Annotated in this window: 22 protein-coding genes and 1 riboswitch; of the genes, 10 read left to right on the top strand and 12 right to left on the bottom strand. The window is 71.1% G+C overall.

Annotated features, from left to right (window positions below):
- The 5 genes from ABD371_RS02465 to thrC all read right to left on the bottom strand — a co-directional run bounded on the left by ABD371_RS02465 (window position 1) and on the right by thrC (window position 6,385).
- Window positions 1-1,572, bottom strand: a complete 1,572-nt coding sequence (locus tag ABD371_RS02465; protein WP_344472097.1) for an alpha/beta hydrolase — start codon at window positions 1,570-1,572, stop codon at window positions 1-3.
- Window positions 1,573-2,088: 516 nt separating this feature from the next.
- The gene (groL, locus tag ABD371_RS02460; protein WP_344472095.1) at window positions 2,089-3,711 is read right to left on the bottom strand and encodes a chaperonin GroEL; all 1,623 of its coding nucleotides are present in this window, start codon (window positions 3,709-3,711) and stop codon (window positions 2,089-2,091) included.
- 408 nt (window positions 3,712-4,119) lie between these two features.
- Window positions 4,120-4,323 (bottom strand): cold-shock protein, encoded by a 204-nt coding sequence (locus ABD371_RS02455; protein WP_005315736.1) that lies wholly within the window; start codon window positions 4,321-4,323, stop codon window positions 4,120-4,122.
- 476 nt (window positions 4,324-4,799) lie between these two features.
- Window positions 4,800-5,075: a MoaD/ThiS family protein gene (locus ABD371_RS02450; RefSeq protein ID WP_344472093.1), complete on the bottom strand. Its 276-nt coding sequence runs from the start codon at window positions 5,073-5,075 to the stop codon at window positions 4,800-4,802.
- Window positions 5,076-5,095: 20 nt separating this feature from the next.
- On the bottom strand, window positions 5,096-6,385 hold the full coding sequence (thrC, locus tag ABD371_RS02445; protein WP_344472091.1) for a threonine synthase: 1,290 nt from the start codon (window positions 6,383-6,385) through the stop codon (window positions 5,096-5,098).
- A gap of 16 nt (window positions 6,386-6,401) precedes the next feature.
- Window positions 6,402-6,550: riboswitch (SAM riboswitch) on the bottom strand.
- 144 nt (window positions 6,551-6,694) lie between these two features.
- Between thrC and ABD371_RS02440 the strand changes: the two genes are divergently transcribed.
- From ABD371_RS02440 to ABD371_RS02430, 3 genes are all read left to right on the top strand, one after another.
- Complete coding sequence (locus ABD371_RS02440; RefSeq protein WP_344472089.1) at window positions 6,695-7,639, top strand: glucosyl-3-phosphoglycerate synthase; 945 nt, start codon at window positions 6,695-6,697, stop codon at window positions 7,637-7,639.
- Between the two features lie 29 nt (window positions 7,640-7,668).
- On the top strand, window positions 7,669-7,803 hold the full coding sequence (locus tag ABD371_RS02435) for a hypothetical protein (RefSeq protein WP_344472088.1): 135 nt from the start codon (window positions 7,669-7,671) through the stop codon (window positions 7,801-7,803).
- 79 nt (window positions 7,804-7,882) lie between these two features.
- Complete coding sequence (locus tag ABD371_RS02430) at window positions 7,883-9,292, top strand: alpha,alpha-trehalose-phosphate synthase (UDP-forming) (protein WP_344472086.1); 1,410 nt, start codon at window positions 7,883-7,885, stop codon at window positions 9,290-9,292.
- Window positions 9,293-9,297: 5 nt separating this feature from the next.
- Here ABD371_RS02430 and otsB read toward each other — a convergent pair whose 3' ends face one another.
- Genes otsB through ABD371_RS02415 form a run of 3 tightly spaced genes read right to left on the bottom strand, consistent with a single transcriptional unit; the run spans window position 9,298 to window position 11,690 of the window.
- Window positions 9,298-10,149 carry a trehalose-phosphatase gene (gene otsB / locus ABD371_RS02425; RefSeq protein ID WP_344472084.1) on the bottom strand — a complete coding sequence of 284 codons (852 nt, stop codon included), beginning with the start codon at window positions 10,147-10,149 and terminating at the stop codon, window positions 9,298-9,300.
- 10 nt (window positions 10,150-10,159) lie between these two features.
- A complete protein-coding gene (locus ABD371_RS02420; RefSeq protein ID WP_190124898.1) occupies window positions 10,160-10,396 on the bottom strand; it encodes a DUF3263 domain-containing protein in 237 nt (78 codons plus the stop codon).
- A gap of 31 nt (window positions 10,397-10,427) precedes the next feature.
- A complete protein-coding gene (locus ABD371_RS02415; protein WP_344472082.1) occupies window positions 10,428-11,690 on the bottom strand; it encodes an extracellular solute-binding protein in 1,263 nt (420 codons plus the stop codon).
- Between the two features lie 322 nt (window positions 11,691-12,012).
- Between ABD371_RS02415 and ABD371_RS02410 the strand changes: the two genes are divergently transcribed.
- The 5 genes from ABD371_RS02410 to ABD371_RS02390 all read left to right on the top strand — a co-directional run bounded on the left by ABD371_RS02410 (window position 12,013) and on the right by ABD371_RS02390 (window position 17,442).
- A complete protein-coding gene (locus ABD371_RS02410) occupies window positions 12,013-12,906 on the top strand; it encodes an SIS domain-containing protein (protein ID WP_344472080.1) in 894 nt (297 codons plus the stop codon).
- A gap of 345 nt (window positions 12,907-13,251) precedes the next feature.
- Window positions 13,252-14,190: an ROK family protein gene (locus tag ABD371_RS02405; RefSeq protein ID WP_344472078.1), complete on the top strand. Its 939-nt coding sequence runs from the start codon at window positions 13,252-13,254 to the stop codon at window positions 14,188-14,190.
- Window positions 14,190-15,365: an N-acetylglucosamine-6-phosphate deacetylase gene (gene nagA / locus ABD371_RS02400; protein ID WP_344472076.1), complete on the top strand. Its 1,176-nt coding sequence runs from the start codon at window positions 14,190-14,192 to the stop codon at window positions 15,363-15,365. The genes ABD371_RS02405 and nagA overlap by 1 nt, the downstream gene beginning before the upstream one ends.
- A 134-nt stretch (window positions 15,366-15,499) precedes the next feature.
- Complete coding sequence (locus ABD371_RS02395; RefSeq protein WP_344472073.1) at window positions 15,500-16,426, top strand: 1-phosphofructokinase family hexose kinase; 927 nt, start codon at window positions 15,500-15,502, stop codon at window positions 16,424-16,426.
- Window positions 16,427-16,515: 89 nt separating this feature from the next.
- Window positions 16,516-17,442 carry a class II fructose-bisphosphate aldolase gene (locus ABD371_RS02390; RefSeq protein WP_344472070.1) on the top strand — a complete coding sequence of 309 codons (927 nt, stop codon included), beginning with the start codon at window positions 16,516-16,518 and terminating at the stop codon, window positions 17,440-17,442.
- Here the strand turns inward: ABD371_RS02390 and ABD371_RS02385 are convergent.
- Window positions 17,418-18,482 (bottom strand): CBM35 domain-containing protein, encoded by a 1,065-nt coding sequence (locus ABD371_RS02385; RefSeq protein WP_344472068.1) that lies wholly within the window; start codon window positions 18,480-18,482, stop codon window positions 17,418-17,420. The genes ABD371_RS02390 and ABD371_RS02385 overlap by 25 nt on opposite strands.
- 133 nt (window positions 18,483-18,615) lie before the next feature.
- On the bottom strand, window positions 18,616-20,256 hold the full coding sequence (gene cdgB, locus ABD371_RS02380; protein WP_344472066.1) for a diguanylate cyclase CdgB: 1,641 nt from the start codon (window positions 20,254-20,256) through the stop codon (window positions 18,616-18,618).
- Window positions 20,257-20,623: 367 nt separating this feature from the next.
- Here cdgB and ABD371_RS02375 point away from each other — a divergent pair, with 367 nt between their 5' ends.
- Window positions 20,624-21,193: a flavin reductase family protein gene (locus ABD371_RS02375; protein ID WP_344472194.1), complete on the top strand. Its 570-nt coding sequence runs from the start codon at window positions 20,624-20,626 to the stop codon at window positions 21,191-21,193.
- A gap of 76 nt (window positions 21,194-21,269) precedes the next feature.
- Here ABD371_RS02375 and arfB read toward each other — a convergent pair whose 3' ends face one another.
- A complete protein-coding gene (gene arfB, locus ABD371_RS02370; RefSeq protein WP_344472064.1) occupies window positions 21,270-21,698 on the bottom strand; it encodes an alternative ribosome rescue aminoacyl-tRNA hydrolase ArfB in 429 nt (142 codons plus the stop codon).
- Window positions 21,699-21,841: 143 nt separating this feature from the next.
- Between arfB and ABD371_RS02365 the strand changes: the two genes are divergently transcribed.
- Window positions 21,842-22,417 carry a TerD family protein gene (locus ABD371_RS02365; RefSeq protein ID WP_190124908.1) on the top strand — a complete coding sequence of 192 codons (576 nt, stop codon included), beginning with the start codon at window positions 21,842-21,844 and terminating at the stop codon, window positions 22,415-22,417.
- 60 nt (window positions 22,418-22,477) lie between these two features.
- Here ABD371_RS02365 and ABD371_RS02360 read toward each other — a convergent pair whose 3' ends face one another.
- Complete coding sequence (locus ABD371_RS02360) at window positions 22,478-23,587, bottom strand: nuclear transport factor 2-like protein (protein WP_344472061.1); 1,110 nt, start codon at window positions 23,585-23,587, stop codon at window positions 22,478-22,480.
- Window positions 23,588-23,597 lie beyond the last annotated feature (10 nt).

Below are 23,597 nucleotides of genomic sequence, written 5' to 3'. Positions count from 1 at the left end.
TCAGAAGCGGTTGGCGCCCTGGATGAGCGGGGAGGACGGCGTGGTGGTCGCCGACTTGCGGGGGACGGCCGCGGTGCAGGTGGTGTCCTTGGCCGGGAGCTTCCCGGTGGTCAGGTAGGTGGTGCCGGCCTTGTCCGCGCAGGCGTTCCCGCCGAACAGATAGACCCCGTGGCCCTCACCGTTCTTGACGGTCACCATCTTGGCTCCGCGCAGCGCCTTGCGCAGGCCCACCCCGGTGGAGAGCGGGGTCTGCGAGTCCCACTCGTTCTGGAGGATCAGCGAGGGGACCTTGTTGTCGACCTTGGTCGCGGCCTCGGCGGACTTGTTCCAGAACGCGCACGGCTTGATGTTGGACGCGAAGTCGCCGTACAGCGGGTAGCGGGCCTTGTCCCGGACCGCGTCCTTGCGGTACTGCTCGGTGTCGCGCGACCAGGCGGCGGAGTTGTCGCCGCAGGCGACGGTCCAGAAGACCGACTCGCCGTTGTCGGGCGCCACGGGCTTCAGGAAGGCGGGGCCCGGGGTCTCCTGGGCCGGGAGGGCGCGGGCCGAGACCTTCTTGCCGGCCGCGGCCTTCTTCAGCTCCACCACGATCTCGGCGGCGCTGCGGACGTCGAAGAACTCGGGCCGCATGATCTGGCGGATGTCGTCGCCGTTGTACGGCTCGCCCCCGACCACGATCGGCTTCCGGTCGGCCTGGGCGATCAGGTCCCAGAAGGTCTTGCCGACCTTCGCGGAGGAGTTGCCGAGCTTGTAGGACGAGTCGCGCTCCGCCGTCCACTTCGTCCACCGCTGGAACGCGGGCTCGACGCCCTCGGCCCACACCTGGATCATGCCGCGCCAGGCGAGCTTGGGGTCGACGGCGCTGTCCAGGATGAAGCGGTCGGTCTGCTTCGGGAACATCTGGGTGTAGACGGCTCCGAGGTAGGTGCCGTAGGAGTAGCCCAGGTACGAGATCTTCTTCTCGCCGAGGACCGAACGGATCAGGTCCATGTCACGAGCAGTGTTGCGCGTGGTGATGTGCGACAGCTTGTCGCCGGCCTTCTTGCGGCACTTGTCGGCGACGCCCTTGGCCCAGCTGACGTCCTTGGCGAAGGTCTTCGCCTTGTACGGGCGCGGCCAGTTGGCGTCGCTGTCGGAGAGCCCGCAGCTGATCGCGGAGGACTGGCCGATGCCGCGCGGGGAGAAGCCGATGAGGTCGTACCGCTCCTGCACGGACTTGGGCAGCGCCTCCTTCAGCTCCAGCGGGAGCGTGATGCCGTCGCCGCCCGGGCCGCCGGGGTTGGAGAGCAGCACACCGTGGCGCTTGCCCTTCACGCTCGTCTTGTAGCGGGATATCGCCACGTCTGTCTTCTTGCCGCCGGGGTTGGCGTAGCTGAGCGGCGCCTTGATCGTGGCGCACTGGAAGGCGGCCGGCAGATCGGGGGCGCACCGCTTCCAGGAGGGCTTCTGCTGGGCCAGTGCGGCCAGCGGACTCGCCGGTGTCGGGGCGGCGTTCGCGGTGGTGGCGACCGCGGGGGCCAGCGTCGCCATGACGCTCACCGCCAGCACGGGAACGAGTCGTCGTCTCTGCATGAAGTGTTTCCTTAAAGGCAGTTGGTGGGCTCAGGGCTGAACCCTGTCGTGTCCTCTGTCCGGAGGAATCCCCCGTCGGGACAGTCTTGTCTACGCCTCTGGGTGGAGGCGCGGCGGGGGAATCCTTCGCCCGGGGTAGGGGACGCCGTCCGCCCCGGTGCCGGAAACGGCGAACGCTCCCCGGGTCGGCTGTACCGGGGAGCGCTCGGGTGACGGCGGCCGGTCGTGGGGCCGCGGTGTCACGGTGCTGCGGGTGTCACGGTGCTGCGGTGTCACGGTGCTGCGGTGTCACGGTGGTGCGCGGTGCTGCGGTGCGGTGGCGCTTGTCGATGGTGCGGGAGCCGCCCGCCCTCGCGACAGCCCCCGGCGTGATCCTTCACCTGAAGGGGGCCGGTCCGGCGGCCCGGGGAGTATCCGCCGGGATCGGGGGTAGCGCGCACGCACGCCGAAGGGCGGCACCCCCTGGGAGAGGGGTGCCGCCCTTCGGACTGCTGGAGCAGCTGATCCGACGAGGGATCAGAAGTCCATGTCACCGCCCGGCATGCCGCCCGGAGCGGCCGCGGCGGCCTTCTCCGGCTTGTCGGCGATGACGGCCTCGGTGGTCAGGAACAGCGCCGCGATGGAGGCCGCGTTCTGCAGAGCAGAGCGGGTCACCTTCGCGGGGTCGATGATGCCCTCGGCGATCATGTCGACGTACTCGCCGGTCGCGGCGTTCAGGCCGTGACCGATGGGCAGGTTGCGCACCTTCTCGACGATGACGCCGCCCTCAAGACCACCGTTGACGGCGATCTGCTTGAGCGGGGCCTCCAGGGCCAGACGGACGGCGTTGGCGCCGGTCGCCTCGTCGCCCTCGAGGTCCAGCTTCTCGAAGACCGAGGAAGCCTGGATCAGGGCCACGCCGCCGCCGGCGACGATGCCCTCCTCGACGGCCGCCTTCGCGTTGCGAACGGCGTCCTCGATGCGGTGCTTGCGCTCCTTGAGCTCGACCTCGGTCGCGGCGCCGGCCTTGATGACGGCCACGCCGCCGGCCAGCTTCGCGAGGCGCTCCTGGAGCTTCTCGCGGTCGTAGTCCGAGTCGGAGTTCTCGATCTCGGCGCGGATCTGGTTGACCCGGCCGGCGACCTGGTCGCTGTCACCGGAGCCGTCGACGATGGTCGTCTCGTCCTTGGTGATGACGACCTTGCGGGCGCGGCCCAGCAGGTCCAGACCGGCGTTCTCGAGCTTGAGGCCGACCTCCTCGGAGATGACCGTGCCGCCCGTGAGGATGGCGATGTCGTTCAGCATGGCCTTGCGGCGGTCGCCGAAGCCCGGGGCCTTGACGGCGACGGACTTGAAGGTGCCGCGGATCTTGTTCACGACCAGCGTGGACAGGGCCTCGCCCTCGACGTCCTCGGCGATGATCAGCAGGGGCTTGCCCGACTGCATGACCTTCTCCAGCAGCGGAAGGAGGTCCTTCACGTTGCCGACCTTGGAGTTCACGATCAGGATGTACGGGTCGTCCAGGGACGCCTCCATACGCTCCATGTCGGTGGCGAAGTACGCCGAGATGTAGCCCTTGTCGAAGCGCATGCCCTCGGTGAGCTCCAGCTCCAGACCGAAGGTCTGGGACTCCTCGACCGTGATGACGCCTTCCTTGCCGACCTTGTCCATCGCCTCGGCGATGAGCTCGCCGATCTGGGTGTCGGCGGCGGAGATGGAGGCGGTGGAAGCGATCTGCTCCTTGGTCTCCACGTCCTTGGCCTGCTCCAGCAGGGCGCCGGAGACGGCCTCGACGGCCTTCTCGATGCCGCGCTTGAGGGCCATCGGGTTGGCGCCGGCCGCCACGTTGCGCAGGCCCTCGCGGACGAGCGCCTGGGCGAGAACGGTCGCGGTGGTGGTTCCGTCGCCGGCGACGTCGTCCGTCTTCTTGGCGACTTCCTTGACCAGCTCGGCGCCGATCTTCTCGTACGGGTCCTCGAGCTCGATCTCCTTGGCGATGGAAACACCATCGTTGGTGATCGTGGGCGCGCCCCACTTCTTCTCAAGGACGACGTTGCGGCCCTTGGGACCGAGGGTGACCTTGACGGCGTCGGCGAGCTGGTTCATACCGCGCTCAAGGCCGCGCCGCGCCTCCTCGTCGAACGCGATGATCTTTGCCATGTGAAGTGTCCTCCACGGACTGGTGGGAAGCTCTGGCCGGACCGCGACGGCGCCCGCGACGGACGGCCCGCGCGCCGTGTGGTTCTCTGCCCCACAGGCCTGCGGACCTCACCTGCTCGGTCCATGTTCTGTCACTCTCACTAGGAGAGTGCTAACGCCAATGATTAGCACTCGCCCCTGCCGAGTGCAAGCGCCTCTGGCAGAACCGGCCCCTCGGGGAGGGTGCCGGAACCCCTCCCGGACCCGGGCCGCACAAGGCTCCCGGGGCAGGTGGGGGTAGGCGCGGCCCCGCCCGTACACGCGTGTGGGGTCCGCACCCCGTTTCCCGGGATGCGGACCCCAACATGCGTGAACGCGTCGGTGGCCGATCGCGTCGCAGGTGTCGCAGGTCTGGCTCGGACCGCGGAATCAGACCGCGAGCTTCACCATGTCCGCCTGCGGACCCTTCTGTCCCTGCGAGATTTCGAACTCGACTCGCTGACCCTCCTCCAGGGTGCGGTATCCGTCCATCTGGATCGCGCTGTAGTGGACGAATACATCCGCACCACCGTCGACCGCGATGAAGCCATACCCCTTCTCCGCGTTGAACCACTTGACGGTGCCCTGAGCCATGCCTAACTCCCCTATTACTGGCCCTTGCGCAGGACCGCACCTCGCGGACCCGGGTCAGATCTCACCCGCCGCGAGCCGTCCTCCAGGTGCGGAGGGAGGCTCTGCGGATGTGCGCCGGAACGCGTCGACCGCGGCTGAATGTATCTGCCCAACTGCCCTCTGCAACAGGTCAATCGGACGAGAAATCCGGGCACGGCGGATCGATGAATTAGCCTGAATTCACAAGGTTGTGGGGCAAGTCGGGCCCGACAAAGAAGACTTAAGCGGCAAATCAATCGCGCACATTGGCTGCTTCTTATCGCGCGGGGGCGCATTCTCGTATGCCGAGAAGCGCGGCCGGCCGCGGGACATTCCCCAACTGTAGCGCCTTCAATCCTGCGGAATTGCCCCCTCCGTTTATTTCGACGGAGAGGGCAACCGGTGTGGCGCGGGGAGGGTCCGGGAAGAACCCCGGAGGGCGGGAGGGGACCCGGGGATCAGCCTCCGGCGACCGCGGGAATGATCGAGATTCCGGCGCCGTCCGGCGTCACGGTGTCGAGACCCTGTTCAAAGCGGACGTCGTCGTCATTGACGTACACATTCACGAACCGGCGCAGCTTGCCGGTCTCGTCCAGGACGCGCGCGGCGATGCCCGAGTGATTGCGCTCCAGGTCCGCGATCACCTCGGAGAGGGTGGTGCCCTCGGCCGCCACCTCGGCCTGGCCGCCGGTGTAGGTGCGCAGAATGGTGGGGATTCGTACGTTGACGCTCATTTTCAGCTCTCCCAGGGGTTTCAGTGGGCCAGGCCGGCGTCGCGGAACGCGTCCAGGCTGGGGCGGATGGTCGCGGTGGGGCCGCTGGTCGGGGCGACCGCGTCCAGGGTCTTGAGACCGTCGCCGGTGTTGAGGACGACCGTGGTCAGCGTCGGGTCGAGCAGACCGGCCTCGATCAGCTTCCGGGTCACGCCCACGGTCACCCCGCCGGCGGTCTCCGCGAAGATGCCCTCGGTGCGGGCCAGCAGCTTGATCGAGTCCACGATCTCCGCGTCGGTGACGTCCTCGACCGCTCCGCCGGTGCGGCGGGCGATGTCCAGGACGTACGGCCCGTCCGCCGGGTTGCCGATCGCCAGCGACTTGGCGATGGTGTCCGGCTTCACCGGGCGCACCACGTCGTGTCCGGCCTTGAAGGCCGCCGAGACCGGCGAGCAGCCCTCGGCCTGGGCCCCGAAGATCTTGTACGGGCGGTCCTCGACCAGGCCCAGCTTGATCAGCTCCTGGAGCCCCTTGTCGATCTTGGTGAGCTGGGAGCCGGAGGCGATCGGGATCACGATCTGATCGGGCAGCCGCCAGCCGAGCTGCTCGCAGATCTCGTACGCGAGCGTCTTGGAACCCTCGCCGTAGTACGGGCGGAGGTTGACGTTGACGAAGCCCCAGCCCTCGCCGAGCGGGTCGCCGATCAGCTCGGAGCAGAAACGATTCACATCGTCGTAGTTGCCCTCGATGCCGACCAGCTCGCCGCCGTAGACCGCGGCCATGACGACCTTGCCCTGCTCCAGGTCGTGCGGGATGAACACGCAGGAGCGGAAGCCCGCCCGCGCGGCGGCAGCGCCGACCGCGCCGGCCAGATTGCCGGTGGAGGAGCAGGAGAGGGTGGTGAAGCCGAAGGCGCGGGCGGCCTCGACGGCGATCGCGACGACCCGGTCCTTGAAGGAGTGGGTCGGGTTGCCGGAGTCGTCCTTGACGAACAGGCCGCCGGTGACGCCCAGTTCACGGGCGAGGTTGTCGGCCTTGACCAGCTTGGTGAAACCGGGGTTCAGATTCGGCTTGCCGGCCACGTCCGCGGGGACGGGCAGCAGCGGGGCGTAGCGCCAGATGTTCTCCGGGCCGGCCTCGATCCGGGCGCGCAGCGCCTCGGGGCCCTCGGCGGGGAGGTCGTAGGCGACTTCCAGGGGGCCGAAACAGGAGGAACAGGCGAAGATCGGGCCCAGTTCGAAACGCTCACCGCACTCGCGACACGACAGCGCTGCGGCCGGTCCGAGATCGACAGGGGTGACGGGGGTGGTTGCGACGGTCTGCACAGCCATGGAGGGAGGCCCTTTCTCCTCATCTTTCCCATGGCGAGGCTCGCCATGAGACGGATTTGGCACCTTCCCGAGCCGGGAGCCTCATGCGCTGAACAGCGACTGAGACCGGCTGGAGGGTTGCCGGGGCTTCAACGGGCCGTATCCCTCTGCCCCTCTGGATGAGCGGTATTCGATTGTGTAACGCGGGAACGACCCCGACATGCGACGGGCGTCCGCGTTGTTCAAGACTGTAACCGAAGGCATGGACGGTTGAGATAGTCGTCCGCACCGCGAGATGCGTCACAGGGCTGCTGTGGGGAGTGGGTACACGTGCTCGATGAAGTGGAGCACTGGCTGACCGGGCGGACCTGGAAGGCCGCCGACCGGCCGCTGCACCGGCTGCTGGCGGCCAAGCGGGCGTCCTCGGCGACGGTCAGCGTCGTGCTGCCCGCGCTCAACGAGGAGGCGACCGTCGGGGACATCGTCACCGTGATCCGCCGGGAGCTGATGGAGACCGCCCCGCTCGTCGATGAACTGGTGGTGATCGACTCCGGCTCCACCGACCGCACCGCCGCGATCGCCGCCGCCGCCGGGGCGCGGGTGGTGCACCGGGACGCGATCCTGCCCCGGCTGCCGGCGCTGCCCGGCAAGGGCGAGGTGCTGTGGCGGTCGCTGATGGTGACCGGCGGTGACATCGTGTGCTTCGTCGACGCCGACCTTCGGGACTTCTCCGCCGACTTCGTCTCCGGGATCGTCGGGCCGCTGCTCACCGACCCGGGGATCGACTTCGTCAAGGCGATGTACGACCGCCCGCTGGACGACGCCCCGGGGCAGGGCGGGCGGGTCACCGAGCTGGTGGCCCGCCCGCTGCTCAATCTGCACTGGCCCCGGCTGGCCGGTTTCGTCCAGCCGCTGGGCGGCGAGTACGCGGCCCGCCGCTCCCTGCTGGAGTCGCTGCCCTTCCCGGTCGGGTACGGGGTCGAGCTGGGCCTCCTGGTCGACGCCCTGCGCGCGGTGGGCCTGGACGCCCTCGCCCAGGTCGACGTCGGCTCCCGCAAACACCGCCACCAGGACGCCCGGGCGCTCGGCCGGATGGCCGCGGCGATCTACCGCACCGCCCAGCTCAGACTGGAGCGCGGCCAGCTGGTGCGGCCGTCGCTGACCCAGTTCGAGCGCGGCGCGGACGGCTTTGTCCCGCGCACCCACCCGGTGGACACCGAGGAGCGGCCCCCGATGCGGGAGATCCGCGAGTACGCGGCGCGTCGGGCGGCCTGAGCCCCGCCCGCCGGTCGAACATCGTATGTATGAACTTCGCCCGTCATGTCCTGATGTCGGCCGAGCGGCTCTGGCTGCTCGGCGGACTCGTCCTCAGCCTCGCCGCCGTCGCGGCCGTCGCCCTCGCCGCCGGGCGGGGCCGCCGGGGCGGCCGTGCCGAATGAGCCGAGTGCCCGGGGCGAGTGAGCCGACCGGAGGCGTACGCACGTTTGAGGCCCCACCCGGCGGGCTAGGTTTCGCGACATGGTCTCCGAGCCCCCCGCAACACCGGTCCGCGCCCAGATCCTCGTAGCGTCGAACCGGGGTCCGATCTCCTACGCCCTCGGCGAGGACGGAGCGCTCGACGCCCGGCGCGGCGGCGGCGGGATGGTCTCCGGGCTCTCCGCCGCCGGCTCCGGCGCGGACTCCCTCTGGGTCTGCTCCGCCCTCGGCGAGGGCGACCGCGAGGCACTGCGGCGCGGTGTCGGCGAACCGGGCGTGCTGATGCTCGACATCGACCCGGACATCCACTCCGCCGCGTACAACGACATCGCCAACTCCGTCCTCTGGTTTGTCCACCATCTGCTGTACCAGACCCCGCTGGAACCCGTCTTCGACGCGGACTTCCGCCGCCGGTGGAGCGCGTACGAGAGCTACAACCGCGCCTTCGCCCAGGCCCTGGCCGACCACGCCGGCGACGGGGCCGCGGTCCTCGTCCAGGACTACCATCTGGCGCTCGTCCCCGGCCTGCTCCGCGAGCTGCGCCCCGATCTGCGGATCGGACACTTCTCGCACACCCCCTGGGCCCCCGCCGACTACTTCCGGCTGCTCCCCGACGACATCGCCGAACAGCTGCTGCGCGGCCTCCTCGGCGCGGACCGCACCTGCTTCCTCACCCGCCGCTGGGCCGACGCCTTCACCGACTGCGCCGTGCGGGTGCTGGGCGAGGACGCCCTCACCGGCCGCCGGATCGGGGTCCACGGGCTCGGCGCGGACGCCGGCTTCCTCAAGGAGCGCTCGCACCGGCCGGACGTGGCCGAGCGGATGACCGCCCTCCGCGAGCAGATCGGCCCCGGCCGCCGCACCGTGGTCCGGGTCGACCGCACCGAGCTGTCCAAGAACATCGTGCGCGGCCTCCTCGCGTACCGGCAGCTGCTCGACACCCGCCCCGAGTGGCGCGAGCGCGTCGTCCACCTCGCCCTCGCCTACCCCTCCCGTCAGGATCTGGCGGTCTACCGCGAGTACACGGCCGAGGTGCGCCGGGTCGCCGACGAGATCAACGAGAAGTACGGCACCGACGGCTGGACGCCGGTCGTCCTCCATGTGAAGGACGACTTCGCCCGCTCGCTCGCCGCCTACCGGCTGGCCGACGTCGCCCTGGTCAACCCGATCAGGGACGGGATGAACCTGGTCGCCAAGGAGATCCCGGTCGTCTCCGACGAGGGGTGCGCGCTGGTGCTCTCCCGCGAGGCGGGGGCGTACGAGGAACTCGCGGCGGACGCGCTCACGGTCAACCCGTACGACATCACCGGCACCGCCGACGCGCTGCACCAAGCGCTGAGCATGCCGGCGGACGAACGGCTCCGCCGCACCGAACGGCTCGCCGCCGCGGCGACCGCGCTGCCGCCGCAGCGCTGGTTCCTGGACCAGCTGGAGGCCCTGCGCGCGCTCTGAAGGTTTTACGGCAGCCGGGAGGCGAGAGCGGCGAGGAACTCCACCACCGCCGACGGGCCGGGGAGCAGCAGATCGGCCCGCTCGGCGAGTTCGGTGACCTCCGTGCTGCCGCTGCACACCAGCAGCCCCGGCACCCCTTCCGCGCGGAGCTTCTCCACCGCGGCGTAGGCGGGCAGATCGCCGAGGTCGTCGCCCGCGTAGAGCACGGCCCCGGCCCCCGTCCCCCGGGCGTACGCGGCGAGGGCGACGCCCTTGTCCATCCCCGGCGGGCGCAGCTCCAGCACCATCCGCCCCGGCTCCAGCACCAGACCGTGCCGGGCGGCGAGCGCGGCGAGCGGGCCGCGCAGCGCCTCGAAGGCGGCCCCCGGATCGCTCGCGCGACGGGTGTGGACCGCGACCGCCCGGCCCTTCTCCTCGACCCATACGCCCGTCACACCGGCGAATCCTTCGAGGAGGCCGGGGAGTTCGGCGCGGACGGCCGCGACGCCGGGATGCGCCTCGGGGGCGTCCACGGTGTCGCTGACGGCGTCCCACCGCTCGGCCCCGTAGTGGCCGAGCACCACCAGCCGCTCCAGACCCGGCACCCCCGAGAAGCCGCCGTACCGGACCGCGACCTCGGCGGGCCGGCCGGTGACCACGGCCACCGACGCGACCTTCGGCGCGAGCCGCGCCAGCGCGGGCACCGCGCCGGGATGGGCGCGGGCCCGCTCCGGGTCGGGGACGATCTCGGCGAGGGTGCCGTCGAAGTCCAGCGCGATCACCGCCTCGCGCGGCCGGGCGAGAATCGCGGCGAGCCCGTCCCGGCCCGCGGGCGTCGAAGGGGCCGGCAGGGGATGCGCGTGCGGGGAGCTGCCCATGGCCCCGAGCCTATCGGCGCTCGCGTCTCTCGTCCCTGACCCGGCGCAGCCGGTTCACGGTGACCGGATCGTGCTCCAGCGCGCGCCGGTCGTCGAGCAGCGCGTTGAGCAGCTGGTAGTAGCGGACCGGGGAGATCCCGAGCCGCTCCCTGATGGCGCGTTCCTTCGCGCCGGGCCCGGGCCAGGAGCGCTGCTCCATGGCCAGCACGGCCCGCTCCCGCTCGGAGAGCGGCTCGGTGTCGGTCATGCCCCCAATTTAGGCGGTCGCTCCCGTTCGCTCACTCCCGTTCCTTCTCCTCCTCCAGGGCCGCGTTCTGGGCGATCTTGTCCAGCACCTTGGCCGGGGAGCCGCCGGGGGCCACCGCCTTGCCGATGTTCCGCTTGATGTCGTCGCTGACCAGGGCCCAGGAGGTCTTGTCGACCGGGGGCAGCTGCGCGCTGGGCAGCTCCTGGAGGAACTCCCGCAGATTCTTGTGCCGGGGGTTCAGCTCCATCGCCTCGGAGGCGGAGACGGTCACCGGCAGCAGATCGTTCTGGGACGCGAAGGCGAGGACGTTCTCGTCGGTGAAGAGGAAGTTCAGGAAGGTGCCTATCTCGTCCTTGTTGCCGTTCTCCTTGAAGCCCATGATCCAGTCGGCGACGCCGAGCGGGGCCTTCGGCTTTCCGTCCCGGCCGGGCACCGGGACCTTGCCCAGCTCGATGCCGGCCTTCTCCGCCTGCCTCATCAGCGAGGGATGGCCGTTGAGCATCCCCACCTCGCCCCGGGTGAAGGCCGCGTACGCCGCCTTGCGGTTCAGCTCGCCGGGGGTGCCGGGGCCGGTGAGGCCGGGTGCGACCAGGTTGGACTTGACCCAGTCCAGGGTGGCGGTGTTCTCGTCGGTGTCGATGGAGTACGAGCCGCCCGGGTCGACATAGCCGTTGCCGTCGCCGCCGAGCAGCCACATCATCGTCTCGATCTGGGCCTCCTCGGGCCCCAGCGGCAGCGCGAACGGATAGTCGACGTCCGTCTCCGACTTGAGCAGCTCGGCCGCCTCGCGCAGCTCCTCCCAGGTCTCGGGAGCCTTCGCCACACCGGCCTGCTCGAAGAGTTCCTTGTTGTAGAAGAGCAGCCGGGTGGAGGCCGCGAACGGCAGCCCGTACTGCACCCGGCGCTGCTCGCCCGCCTGTACGAGGGGGCCGAGGAAGTTGGCCTGCACGGGTACGGAGAGCAGCTGGTCGGCGGTGTACAGCTTGTCGGCCGCCGCGTAGTCGGCGTACGCGCCGATCTGGGCCATGTCGGGGGCCTCGCCCTCCTTGACCAGCTCGGCGACCTTGCGGTCCACATCGGTCCAGGGCTCGATCTGCACCTCGACGTCGATGTGGGAGTTCTCCGCCTCGAATTTCTCGACGAGCCCCGCCCAGTACGTCTTGCTGCTCTGGCCGCCGTTGACGTCGTAGTCGGCGGCGACGAGGGTGAGTGTCACCTCGTCCGGCGAACCGCCCGACGCGCCGCATCCCGTGAGGGTGACGGCCGTCGCCAGCGCGGCCGCAGCCGTCCTCATGCCTAAGAAGTGCCGCTGCACAGCTCTTTTTCCACCTTGTCGATCGCTGGATGTGTGCACCGACGCCGGATGCGCGCCGGTACGCCGCGGCCCTGCCGCCCCCCGGGCGAGCTGACGATTTTCCATCAACCCCCCTTCAGTGGTCTATGCCGCGCGGTCTCACTTCTGCAACACCTGTTCTACAGAGGGGTTTTGTAACGGGAGTGCGGTGGGTGCCATTGCCCGGATGTGTCCGGGCCTGCTAAGCACGTCCCGGCACGAAGTGCTCAGGTGCCGGTCCGCATACACGTGTACGCGCAGCCTCTTCAAGGAGTCATGCCACATGTCCCGTACCGCAACAGAGATAGCGACTCAGCCGGCCTGCTGGCGGCGGGCCTCGGACGCCGCGGCCTCCTTCGCGGGGCTGCCGGCGAAGGGGGAGCGGGTGGCCGTCACCGGGTGCGGCACCTCGTGGTTCATGGCGATCGCGTACGCCGCGCTGCGGGAGGCGGCGGGGCAGGGGGAGACCGACGCCTTCGCCTCCTCGGAGTTCCCGGTGGGGCGCTCCTACGACCGGGTGGTGGCGATCACCCGCTCCGGGACGACGACCGAGGTGCTGGAGCTGCTGACCGCCCTGCGCGGGACGGTCGCCACGACGGTCCTGACCGCCGACCCCGGGACGCCCGTGATGGCGCTGGCGGACACGGTGGCGGTACTGGACTGGGCGGACGAGGAGTCCGTCGTCCAGACGCGCTTCGCGACGACGGCCCTGGCGTTCCTCCGGGCGGGCCTCGGGGAGGTGCCCGGCCTGAAGACGATCGCCGAGGCGGCGGCCGACGCCGAGACCGCGATCGCCGAGCCGCTGCCGGCGGCCGTGACCGGGGCGGAGCAGTGGACCTTCCTGGGGCAGGGCTGGACGTACGGGCTGGCCCTGGAGGCGGGGCTGAAGATGCGCGAGGCGGCCGGGGCGTGGACGGAGGCGTACCCCGCGATGGAGTACCGCCACGGGCCGATCGCGATCACCGGGCCCGGGCGGGTGGCGTGGGTGTTCGGCGAGGTGCCGGAGGGGCTGGCGGGGGACGTGGAGCGGGTGGGCGGGGAGATGGTGGCGAGGGAGGGGGTGGATCCGATGGCGGAGTTGGTGAGGGTGCAGAAGTTGGCGGTGGGGGTGGCGGAGGGGAAGGGGTTTGATCCGGATCGGCCGAGGAACTTGTCGCGCAGCGTGATTCTGTCTTGACCGGGTGGTGAGCTGCGGGTTCTTGTCGGGGGCGCTGCCCCCGAACCCCCGCGCCTCAATCTCCCCCTGGCTCCGCCGGGGGGACCCCAGCGGGGCTGGAATTGGCCTTCTTCCGCTTCGGCGCAGGGCTGAAATCGGCGGCCCGGCAGGGGTGGTCGCACTCCCCCGGAGGGGAGGGTTTCGGGGGAGTGGAATGATCCCTTCCGGGGGGTTCTGGAAGGTGGATTCGGAGGGGTGGCGGTGAGGGGAAAGGGCTTGCGACCTGCGGAGGAGTTTGTACGGTTGCGCAACAATCAGGTGTAGTGGACTAGACCTTTCGGGGGCTGTCGCGCGAGACTGTCCCACGTGAGACACGTCATCGCCCTCGATGTGGGCGGCACCGGCATGAAAGCCGCCCTCGTCGGCGCGGACGGGAACCTCCTTCACGAGGCCCGGCGCGCGACCGGGCGGGAGCGTGGCGCCGAGGCCGTCGTACAGTCCATTCTCGACTTCGCCGGAGACCTCCGGGCGTACGGCGAGGAGCACCTCGGTGTGTCCGCGCTGGCCGCCGGGGTCGCCGTACCCGGGATTGTCGACTCCGAGAACGGGGTGGCGGTGTACGCCGCCAACTTGGGGTGGCGGGACGTTCCCATGCGCGAACTGCTGAGCGCACGCCTCGACGGGCTTCCGGTCGCTCTCGGCCATGACGTCCGCACCGGCGGGCTCGCCGAGGGCCGGATCGGCGCGGGCCAGGGGGCGGACCGCTTCCTGTTCATTCCGCTGGGCACCGGCATCGCGGGAGCCATCGGCATCGGCGGGACCATCGAGGCCGGCGCGCACAACTACGCGGGCGAGATCGGCCATGTCGTCGTCCGCCCCGACGGCCCCGTCTGCGGCTGCGGACAGCGCGGCTGCCTGGAGACCCTGGCCTCCGCCGCCGCCGTCAGCCGTGCCTGGGCGAAGGCCAGCGGAGACCCCGCCGCCGACGCCGCCGACTGCGCCAAGGCGGTCGAGTCGGGCGACCCGAAGGCCCTCGCGGTCTGGCGGGACGCCGTCGACGCGCTCGCCGCCGGACTGGTCACCGCGATCACCCTGCTGGACCCGCGCGTCCTGATCATCGGTGGCGGTCTCGCCGAGGCCGGGGAAACCTTGTTCACACCACTGCGGGCCGCCGTCGAGGAGCGAGTCACGTTCCAGAAGCTGCCCTCCATCGTTCCGGCCGCCCTCGGAGACACCGCTGGTTGTCTGGGCGCCGGGCTGCTCGCCTGGGATCTGATCGCCACTGACTCGGAGGTAACCGCCTAATGGCCGCTCGCGCCGCACTCGCCGACCGCGCCGCACGCGCCGACAGCACCGTCCTCACCGGCGCCCGGGTCGTACTGCCGACCGGGACCGTCGAGAACGGCCGGGTGACTGTCGACGGGACCAAGATCGCCGGCACCGCCCCCGAGAACGCGCCCACCCGCGATCTGTCGGGCCACTGGATCGTGCCCGGCTTCGTCGACCTCCACAACCACGGCGGCGGCGGAGCCTCCTTCACCGGCGGCACCACCGAGGACGTACTGCGCGGGGTGCGCACCCACCGCGAGCACGGCACCACCACCCTGGTGGCCTCGCTCGTCACCGCCGACATCGATTTCCTCACCCGGCGCGCCGCCGCCCTCGCCGAACTGGTCCAGCAGGGCGACCTCGCGGGCATCCACTTCGAGGGCCCCTTCATCTCCCCCTGCCGCAAGGGCGCGCACAGCGAGGAACTGCTGCGCCACCCCGACCCGGCCGAGGTGCGCAAGCTCATCGACGCCGCGCGCGGCACCGCCCGGATGGTCACGCTCGCCACCGAGCTGCCCGGCGGCCTCGACTCCGTACGGCTGCTCGCCGAACACGGTGTGATCGCCGCCGTCGGGCACACGGACGCCACCTACGAGCAGACCGTCGCCGCCATCGACGCGGGCGCGACCGTGGCGACCCACCTCTTCAACGCGATGCCGCAGATCGGCCACCGCGCCCCCGGGCCGATCGCCGCCCTGCTGGAGGACGAGCGGGTCACCGTCGAACTGATCAACGACGGCACCCATCTCCACCCCGCCGCCCTCGAACTCGCCTTCCACCGCGCGGGCGCGCGCCGGGTCGCCTTCATCACCGACGCCATGGACGCCGCCGGCTTCGGCGACGGCCGCTACCAGCTCGGCCCGCTCGCCGTCGACGTCGTGGACGGCGTCGCCCGGCTCGCCGAGGGAGGCGCGATCGCCGGCTCCACGCTCACCCTGGACACCGCCTTCAGACGCGCCGCCACCGTCGACCGCATCCCGGTCGAGGACATCGTCCAGGCGATCTCCGCCAACCCCGCGAAGCTCCTCGGCATCGACGACCGCGTCGGCTCCCTGGAGCCCGGCAAGGACGCCGACCTGGTCGTCCTCGACGAGGAGTTCCGCCTCAAGGGCGTGATGCGCCAGGGCTCCTGGGTGATCGACCCCGCGTAGGGGGGTTCACGAAGTACAAGCGCAAACACTTGTGCAAGCACGGCAAGGCGGTTGGTCCGGGGTCTGGGCCAACCGCCTTCCTTTTGGCATGATCAGGGCGTCTGTCAGCGCGGTCTGCCGAAGGGGGTGTCACGGTGATTCTGACGGTCACGCTCAACACCGCACTCGACATCACCTACACCGTGGGGACGCTCACCCCGCACACCAGCCACCGCGTCGGCGAAGTCGCCGAACGTCCCGGCGGCAAAGGCGTCAACGTCGCCCGGGTGCTCTCCGCCCTCGGCCACGAGACCGTCGTCACCGGCTTCGCGGGCGGCCCCGTCGGAGCCGTGCTGCGCGACCTCCTCGCCCCGCTCCCGCCGCGCGACGCGCTGGTCGCCACGGCGGGGAGCACCCGCCGCACCATCGCCGTCGTGGACGCCGCGAGCGGGGACACCACACAGCTGAACGAGCCGGGGCCGGTCGTCGCCCCCGAGGAGTGGGCCGCCTTCCTGGAGCGGTACGCGGAACTCCTGCGGGAGGCCGAAGCGGTGGCCCTCTGCGGGAGCCTGCCCCCGGGCATACACGTCGGGGCGTACGCCGAACTCGTCCGCCGGGCCCGCGCCGCGAAGGTCCCCGTACTGCTCGACACCGACGGGGAGCCGCTGCGCCGGGGCATCGCCGCGCGCCCCGACCTCGTCAAGCCCAACACGGAGGAACTCGCCCGGCTGACCGGCGCGCGCGAGCCCCTGCGCGCCGCCCGCGACGCCCGCCGCCGGGGCGCGCACACCGTGGTCGCCTCGCTCGGCGCGGACGGTCTGCTCTCGGTGGGCCCCGACGGCGTCTGGCAGGCGGCCGGGGCGGGACCGGTCCGGGGCAACCCCACCGGAGCGGGCGATTCCATGGTCGCGGCCCTGCTCGCCGGGGTGGTCGAGGGCATCCCCTGGCAGCAGAACCTGGCCCGCGCGGTCGCCCTGTCGGCGGCGACCGTGGCGGCCCCGGCGGCGGGCGAGTTCGACCGCGCGGCATACGAGCGGCTGCTCCCGGGAGTGAGGGTGAGCGAGCGCGCGGTCTCCGCATGACACCGCCGCGTACGTCAGTACGGGTGGAACGACCCCGCACCGTCGGGCCGTACAACGGGCGACCGGTGCCCGGGAAGTGAGAACGGACCATGCCACTCGTCCCCACCGCTGAACTCGTCCGTGCCGCGGTCGCCGAACGCCGCGGGGTCGCCGCGTTCAACGTCATCACCCTGGAGCACGCGGAGGCGATCGCCGAGGGCGCGGAGAGCGCGGGCGCGCCCGCCATCCTCCAGATCTCCGAGAACGCCGTCCGCTTCCACGGCGGCGAGCTCTCCGCCGTCGCCGCCGCCGCGCGCGCCGTGGCCCGTACGTCCAGCGCGCCCCTCGCGCTCCATCTCGACCATGTGGTCTCCGCCGGACTGCTGCGCGCCGCCGAGGGCCACGGCTTCGGCTCGGTGATGTTCGACGCCTCGAAGCTGCCGTACGAGGAGAATGTGCGGGCCACGGCCGACGCGGTCCGCCGGTGCCACGAGCGCGGCATCTGGGTCGAGGCCGAGCTGGGGAAGGTCGGCGGCAAGGAGGGCGAGCCCCCGCTCGACGCGCACACCCCCGGCGTCCGCACGGATCCCGCCGAGGCCGCCGCCTACACCGCCGCGACCGGCGTGGACGCCCTCGCGGTGGCCGTCGGCTCCTCGCACGCGATGACCGAGCGCACCGCCGCCCTCGACCACGCACTGATCGCCCGGCTGCGCGCGGCGGTCCCGGTGCCGCTGGTGCTGCACGGCTCCTCGGGCGTCCCCGACGGCGAGATCCGGGCGGCGGTCGCGGCCGGCATGGTGAAGATCAATGTGGGTACGGCGCTGAACACGGCGTTCACCGGAGCCGTACGGGAGTTTCTGGCGGGCCGTCCCGAGGTGGTCGACCCCCGGAAGTACCTGGGGCCGGCGCGTACGGCGATGGCCGGGACCGTGGCGGGCTTTCTGGGGCTGCTGAGCGCCCCGGGCCGGGCCCCGGGTTCAGTGCCCGGCCCGGCGGAGCCCGGTACGGCGGCTCAGAGCTCGCCGTCGCTGACCTGAAGCCAGTCGAGGACCACATCGCACTTGTTGTCCTGCTCGCACGAGATCTTGATCTCGTTCTCGCCGTCCTGAAGCGTCACCGGCGCCCAGGTGGTCTGCCAGTTCTTCTCCCACTCGGAGTCGCTGGAGTTGATGAAGTCCTTGAGCCCCAGCGGGTTGGTGTTCGCCTTGCCGTTGATGGTCAAGGTGGCGTTGGCCTCCTTGTTGGGGATGGCGTAGCGGACGTAGAGCCGGTAGTCGCCCGCGCTGGCGACCTTCGCCTTCCAGGTGACGGAGGCGCCGACGTTGTTGAAGTTGCCGATGAACGCGCCGCCGGTGCCCTGGGCGCCCTCGATGTCCGTCTTCGCCTGGGCGTCGCCGCCGAGGCGCAGGGTGACCGCGTCCTGCTTGGGCAGCCCGGCGGGCTCCTCGTCCTCCTCCTTCTCGGAGGGGTCGGCGGTGGGCCCCGCGGGCTCGGCGGGGGCCGAGGAGGTGGTCTGCTCCGGCTGCTTCCCGTTCGCCTGGGGGTCCTTCTCGTCGTCCTTGTCCATCACGGCGATGGTGATGCCCACCACCACGGCGACCACCACGGCGATCGCGCCGATCAGCAGCCCCTTGGTGTTGGGCCCGCGACCGCCCGAGCCGCGCCCGCCGCCGGCCGGGGGCACCTGCTGGGTGACCGGGCCGGCGGGGTGCGCCCCGGGCGCGGCGTACTGCCCGCCGGGCCCGCCGGGGTGCTGCCCGTACGGCTGCTGTTGCTGCTGGTAGTTCTGCTGCTGGGGATGGCCCTGCTGCGGCGGATACCCCTGCTGCTGGGGGAAGCCCTGCTGCGGGTAGCCCTGCTGCTGCGGCTGGCCGCCGTACTGGCGCTCGCCGACCGCCCGGACATGGTTGTACGAGGTTCTGGGGACGCCGGGCTGGGGCGCTGCGGGGCCCGGGTAGCCGTAGCCGCGGCCGCGGCCCGAGGGCGGTGTCGCGCCTGCCGCGTGCCCGTCCTCGTACAGATACCCGAAAGGATCGTCGTCCTCGGGCGTGCTCGCGCCGTTGTTCCCGGCCGTCATCCCTGGTCCCTCCTCACCGTCGTCAGCCCTACGCCGACGCGGGCGAGCCTACCCGGTTCGGAGTAACGGAATGGGTGACGTTGACCCCAAACGGGGCCATCGTCACAAGACCAGAACATGACAGGCGGTGGTCTCAGCCGGCCCTTCGGTGGACCTTGGACCGGGACCGCTTCTCGATGTACATCCGCTGGTCGGCGGATTGCAGCACTTCCTCGACCGACATTCCGCAACTCGCCCAGCTGATACCGAAACTGGCCCCGACGCGCACTCCGCGACCCCCCACCCGGATCGGCAGAATGATCGCGTTCCGCAGCCGGACGGCGAGATCCGCCGCGTCCGCCGCGCCCAGGCCGTCGGCGAGCACGACGAACTCGTCGCCGCCGAGCCTGGCGACGGTGTCCCCCTCGCGCACCCCCCGGGTGAGCCGCCGGGCGACCTCGACCAGGACGGCGTCACCGGTCTGGTGCCCGAACCGGTCGTTGATCGACTTGAAGCCGTCCAGGTCGCAGAAGAGGACCGCGAGGCCCTTCGTGCCGTCGTCGACCTCGTCGGCGGGCGCGATCGCGTGCACATGGTGGTCGAACGCGGCGCCCGCGGGGCCGAAGTCGAAACCGTCCGCGTTGAAGAGCGCGCCGGTCTCCGGGTCGTAACCGGTGTCGGACGCGCTCTCCTCGCCGTCGGGCGCGGTGGGCGGGCGCTCGCACAGCTTGGAGCTGAGCCGGGCGCGCAGCTCCGCGCTGTTGGGCAGCCCGGTGAGCGCGTCGTGCGAGGCGCGGTGCGCGAGCGCCAGCTCGTGGCGCTTGCGGTCCTCGATGTCCTCGACGTGGGTGAGCAGGAAGCGGGGGCCGTCGGTGGTGTCCGCGACGACCGAGTTCCGCAGGGAGACCCAGACATAGCTGCCGTCCCGCCGGCCGAGCCGCAGCTCGGCCCTGCCGCCCTCGGCGGAGGTGCGCAGCAGGGTGCCGACGTCCTCGGGGTGGACGAGGTCGGCGAAGGAGTACCGGCGCATCGCGGAGGCGGGGCGTCCCAGCAGCCGGCAGAGGGCGTCATTGGTGCGCAGCAGCCGCCCGTGCTGGTCGCCGCCCATCTCGGCGATGGCCATCCCGCTGGGCGCGTACTCGAAGGCCTGGCGGAACGACTCCTCACTGGCGCGCAGCGCCTGCTGCTCGCGTTCGAGGCGGACGAGGGCGCGCTGCATGTTTGCTCGCAGCCGGGCATTGCTGATCGCAATGGCGGCCTGGGAGGCGTACATCTGGAGGGCTTCCTGTCCCCAGGGGCCCGGCCGGCGGCCGTTGCGCGGCCGGTCGACGGAGATGACCCCGAGGAGTTCGCGTCCGCCGCCGGAGGTGAACATGGGCGCGTAGAGCCGGTCCTGGGGGTGCCACTCGTCCTCGAAGCGGGGGTCGGGGCCCTCGGTGTGCCACTGCGGCACATCGTCCTCTATGAGCACCCAGCCCTCGGTGTGCGGGATGAACCGCAGCTCGCCCCAGGCCTCTCCCATGGAGAGCCGGCGCTCCCAGGAGGGCCTGGAACCGACCCGTCCGGTGATCAGGGCCTCGGCGGCGGCACTGCCCGCGAAGGCGGCGACGACGAGATCCCCGTCGGGCCGTACGAGATTGACGCACGCCAGCTCGTACCCGAGGCCTGCGACGATGCCGTCGGCGACGGTCTGGAGGGTGTCGGCCAGGCTGCGGGCGGTATTGAGGTCGGCGACCACCTTGTGCAGCTGTCGCAGGGTCGCAAGGCGGACGTAGGGCTCCGACTCGGTCTCCATGCTCGCTCTCCCCGAGACCTCGACAGCAGACTCCAGGTTTCTCTTCGGCCTTCTTGTTCGGTCTTCTCGTTGCGGTATCCCGGCCACTGAATCACAGCGAGCTGTCCACTCGGTACACAGGGTCAACAAATAAGCCCCTCTGTGACTCAAGTCACATGAGCGTATGGGTGGTCATCGGAGCGGATGGATGCGTTCGCGACCCCGGAAGGCGTCTCCTAACGCAAATCCGGGCCCCGGTCCGCCCTTCGGCCCGCATTCCGTTTCGCCCCTCGAACTGGGTCTGAAGTCCTAGGACCCCCTTGGTCCCCTGGTCCGATGCGGGCCCGGGCGCGGCACGGCTAGCGTTCTGCGTGTGCCCCAGACGACGATTGCCGCTGCCGGGACCGCCGCGCCCCCGGGCCCCGATTCCGACCCTCTGATCCCTCATCCTGATGGGGTGAGCAATGAGGAGTTTCGCGCGGCCCTGTCCCGTCTGGCGGCCGGAGTGGTGCTGGTGACCGCCCACTCCCCCGACGAGGGGCCCGGCGGCGAGGACATCGGCATGACGGCGACCGCCTTCGTCTCGGTCTCGCTCGATCCCCCGCTGGTGATGGTCAGCCTCCGCGAGGGCTCGCGGATGGACGACCTGCTCGCCGAGCAGCCCCACTGGGCGGTCTCGGTGCTCTCCGGGAACCAGCGTCAGATCGCGGGCCGTTTCGCCATGAAGGGCCGGGTCAGCGACCGGCTGCTCTTCGACGCCATCCCCTGGACCAGGGGCGAGCACAGCGGAGCGCCGCTGGTCGGCGACTCGCTGGCCACCCTGGAGTGCCGCACCGAGCAGCGGGTGACCGCGGGCGATCACACCCTGGTCATCGGCCGGGTGCTGGGGGTCGGGGTGCCGGCCGCCGAGGGCGATCCGCTGATGTACTTCCAGGGCAAGTACCGGCAGCTGGGCTGAGCCCGGCCCGCTCCGGGCCCCGGTCCGCCCCGGCCGGGATCACCGCGCGATACCCGCTCCGGGACCGGCCGCCGGTTCAGCCCCAGTCGCGGCCCGACCGTCCCCGCTTGGTGTCCGAGCGCTGCCGCTTCTCCCGCAGCCGCCGCTCGTTGAGCCCGCGCGGTATCTTCCGCGCCCTGCGCGGCTTCGGCGGCGGAGCCGTCGCCTCCGCCAGCAGCGCCGCGAGCCGTACCGCCGCCGTCTCGCGGTTGCGCCACTGCGAGCGGTGCTCCGAGGCCCGGACCGCGACCACCCCGCCCACCAGCCGGCCCGCCAGCCGCTCCAGCGCGCGCTCCTTCCACACCGGAGGCAGCGCCTCCGTCCGTGCGAGGTCGAAGCGCAGCTCCACCTGGGAGTCGCTGGTGTTCACATGCTGGCCGCCCGGCCCGGACGACCTGGAGAAACGCCAGATCAGCTCGGCCTCCGGGAGGGAGACGGAGCCTCGGATGACATAAGGACCGGACATACCCCCATCGTCCCGTGTCCGAGATGTTCACGTCATCTCGATTTCCATGGAACTTGTGACTCCCTTGTCTGCGTTAAGACGGTTACCGGCAGCTTCGGGACAGCCTGGGCCGTCGCACATCCGCACACGAAGGGGACTTCCCAATGGCAGTAAGCCTGTCCAAGGGTGGCAACATCTCGCTCACCAAGGAGGCCCCGGGCCTCGCCGCCGTCACCGTCGGTCTCGGCTGGGACGTCCGCACCACCACCGGCACGGACTTCGACCTCGACGCCTCCGCGATCGGGATCAACGGCGCGGGCAAGGTCGCGTCCGACGCCCACTTCGTCTTCTTCAACAACCGGGCCACCCCCGACCAGACCATCGTCCACACCGGTGACAACCGCACCGGCGAGGGCGGCGGCGACGACGAGCAGATCAACGTCAACCTGGCCGGCCTGCCCGCCGATGTCGCCAAGATCGTCTTCCCGGTCTCCATCTACGACGGCACCGCCCGCAGCCAGAACTTCGGCCAGGTGCGCAACGCGTACATCCGCGTCGTCAACCAGGCCGGCGGAGCCGAGATCGCGCGCTACGACCTGAGCGAGGACGCCGCGACCGAGACCGCGATGGTCTTCGGCGAGCTGTACCGCAGCGGCGCGGAGTGGAAGTTCCGCGCCGTCGGCCAGGGGTACGCCTCCGGCCTCCAGGGCATCGCGCAGGACTTCGGCGTCAACATCTGACCCGTCCGCGCTCAACGGCACGGCCCCCCGGAGACGTCCGGGGGGCCGTGCCGGCGGGGGTCAGGAGGTCTTCGGCGGAGCGGGGAAGATCCGCTCCCGGAGCTTCTCTATCCGCGACTGGGTGGCGACCAGGTCGAGCGTCTCGAAGGACAGCTCCCACTCGGTCCCGCCGCGCCCGTCCTGGGTGAAGCGCTCCACGATCCCGTAGGTCACCCTGCGGGGCGTCGTGGGACTGCCGTTCTCCTCGTCCGGGCCGACCGTCGCATGGCCGACCCACTCCTGGTGGACCGTGCGGCCCTTGCGCACGGTGTTGCCCGGCTCCAGCTCCAGCCGGCCGCGCATCGCGCCGAAGAACCGGCCGAGATACTCCTCGGCACCGGCCGCGCTCGTGATCGGCCCCTTCAGCCCCGGGCCGTTGAGCCGCAGATTCCGTGCGTCGGGCACCAGCGCGGAGGCGTCACCGCTGTTCCACGCCTGCTTCCGCCGCTCCTTCCACTCCGCCGTGCCCGGCAGGCCCGCCGACCGCTTCTCGAACGCCGCGCCGCCGGCCGCCCACCCCGCCGCGCCGCCCGAGCCCAGTCCCGCGAAGAGGTTGGGCAGCGTCTGGTCCAGCGGACGGAACAGCTCCGTCTGGTCCCAGAACCGCCGGCCCTGCTCGACCCGGTCGCCGCGGAGCATCAGCCGGTGCATCGTGTAGTAGTCCACCGGCACGGCCGGTCCCTGGAGCTGCTGGACGGTGCCGGTGTTCCGGGCCTTCACGAAGATCACCCGGCCGTCCGGCGAGGAGGTCACCGAGACCGGCTCGAAGACGTAATCGGGCATCACCCCCAGGACGCCCCTGATCTGCTTCTCGATGACGAGCCTGTCGATCGGCTGGGGGAGTCCGGTGTCCATCAGGGTGCCGTCGTGGGTGAAGAGGTCCATGTAGTTCTCGACCACCGAGGTCTTGGCCCCCCAGGCGCAGTACTTCTCGATGAAGGCGACCACGTTCGGCGGCAGCGGGGCCGTCCGGCGGTCCGCCGTCCCGGCCGCTCCGGCCGGGGCCGATGCCGAGGGCGGGCAGAGCTTGGGCTCGGCGGGCGAGGCCGATGCCGACGCGGTGCCCGCCCCCAGGGGAAGCAGCGCGGCGGCGGTCACCAGAACGAGCAGGGGGCGGATACGGCGCGACATTCGACACTCC

Origin of the sequence: Streptomyces amakusaensis (assembly GCF_039532665.1) — a bacterium.
GTDB lineage: Bacteria > Actinomycetota > Actinomycetes > Streptomycetales > Streptomycetaceae > Streptomyces > Streptomyces amakusaensis.
Note: the sequence above shows the minus strand (reverse complement) of the source record. Positions and strands in the feature narration are given on the sequence as shown.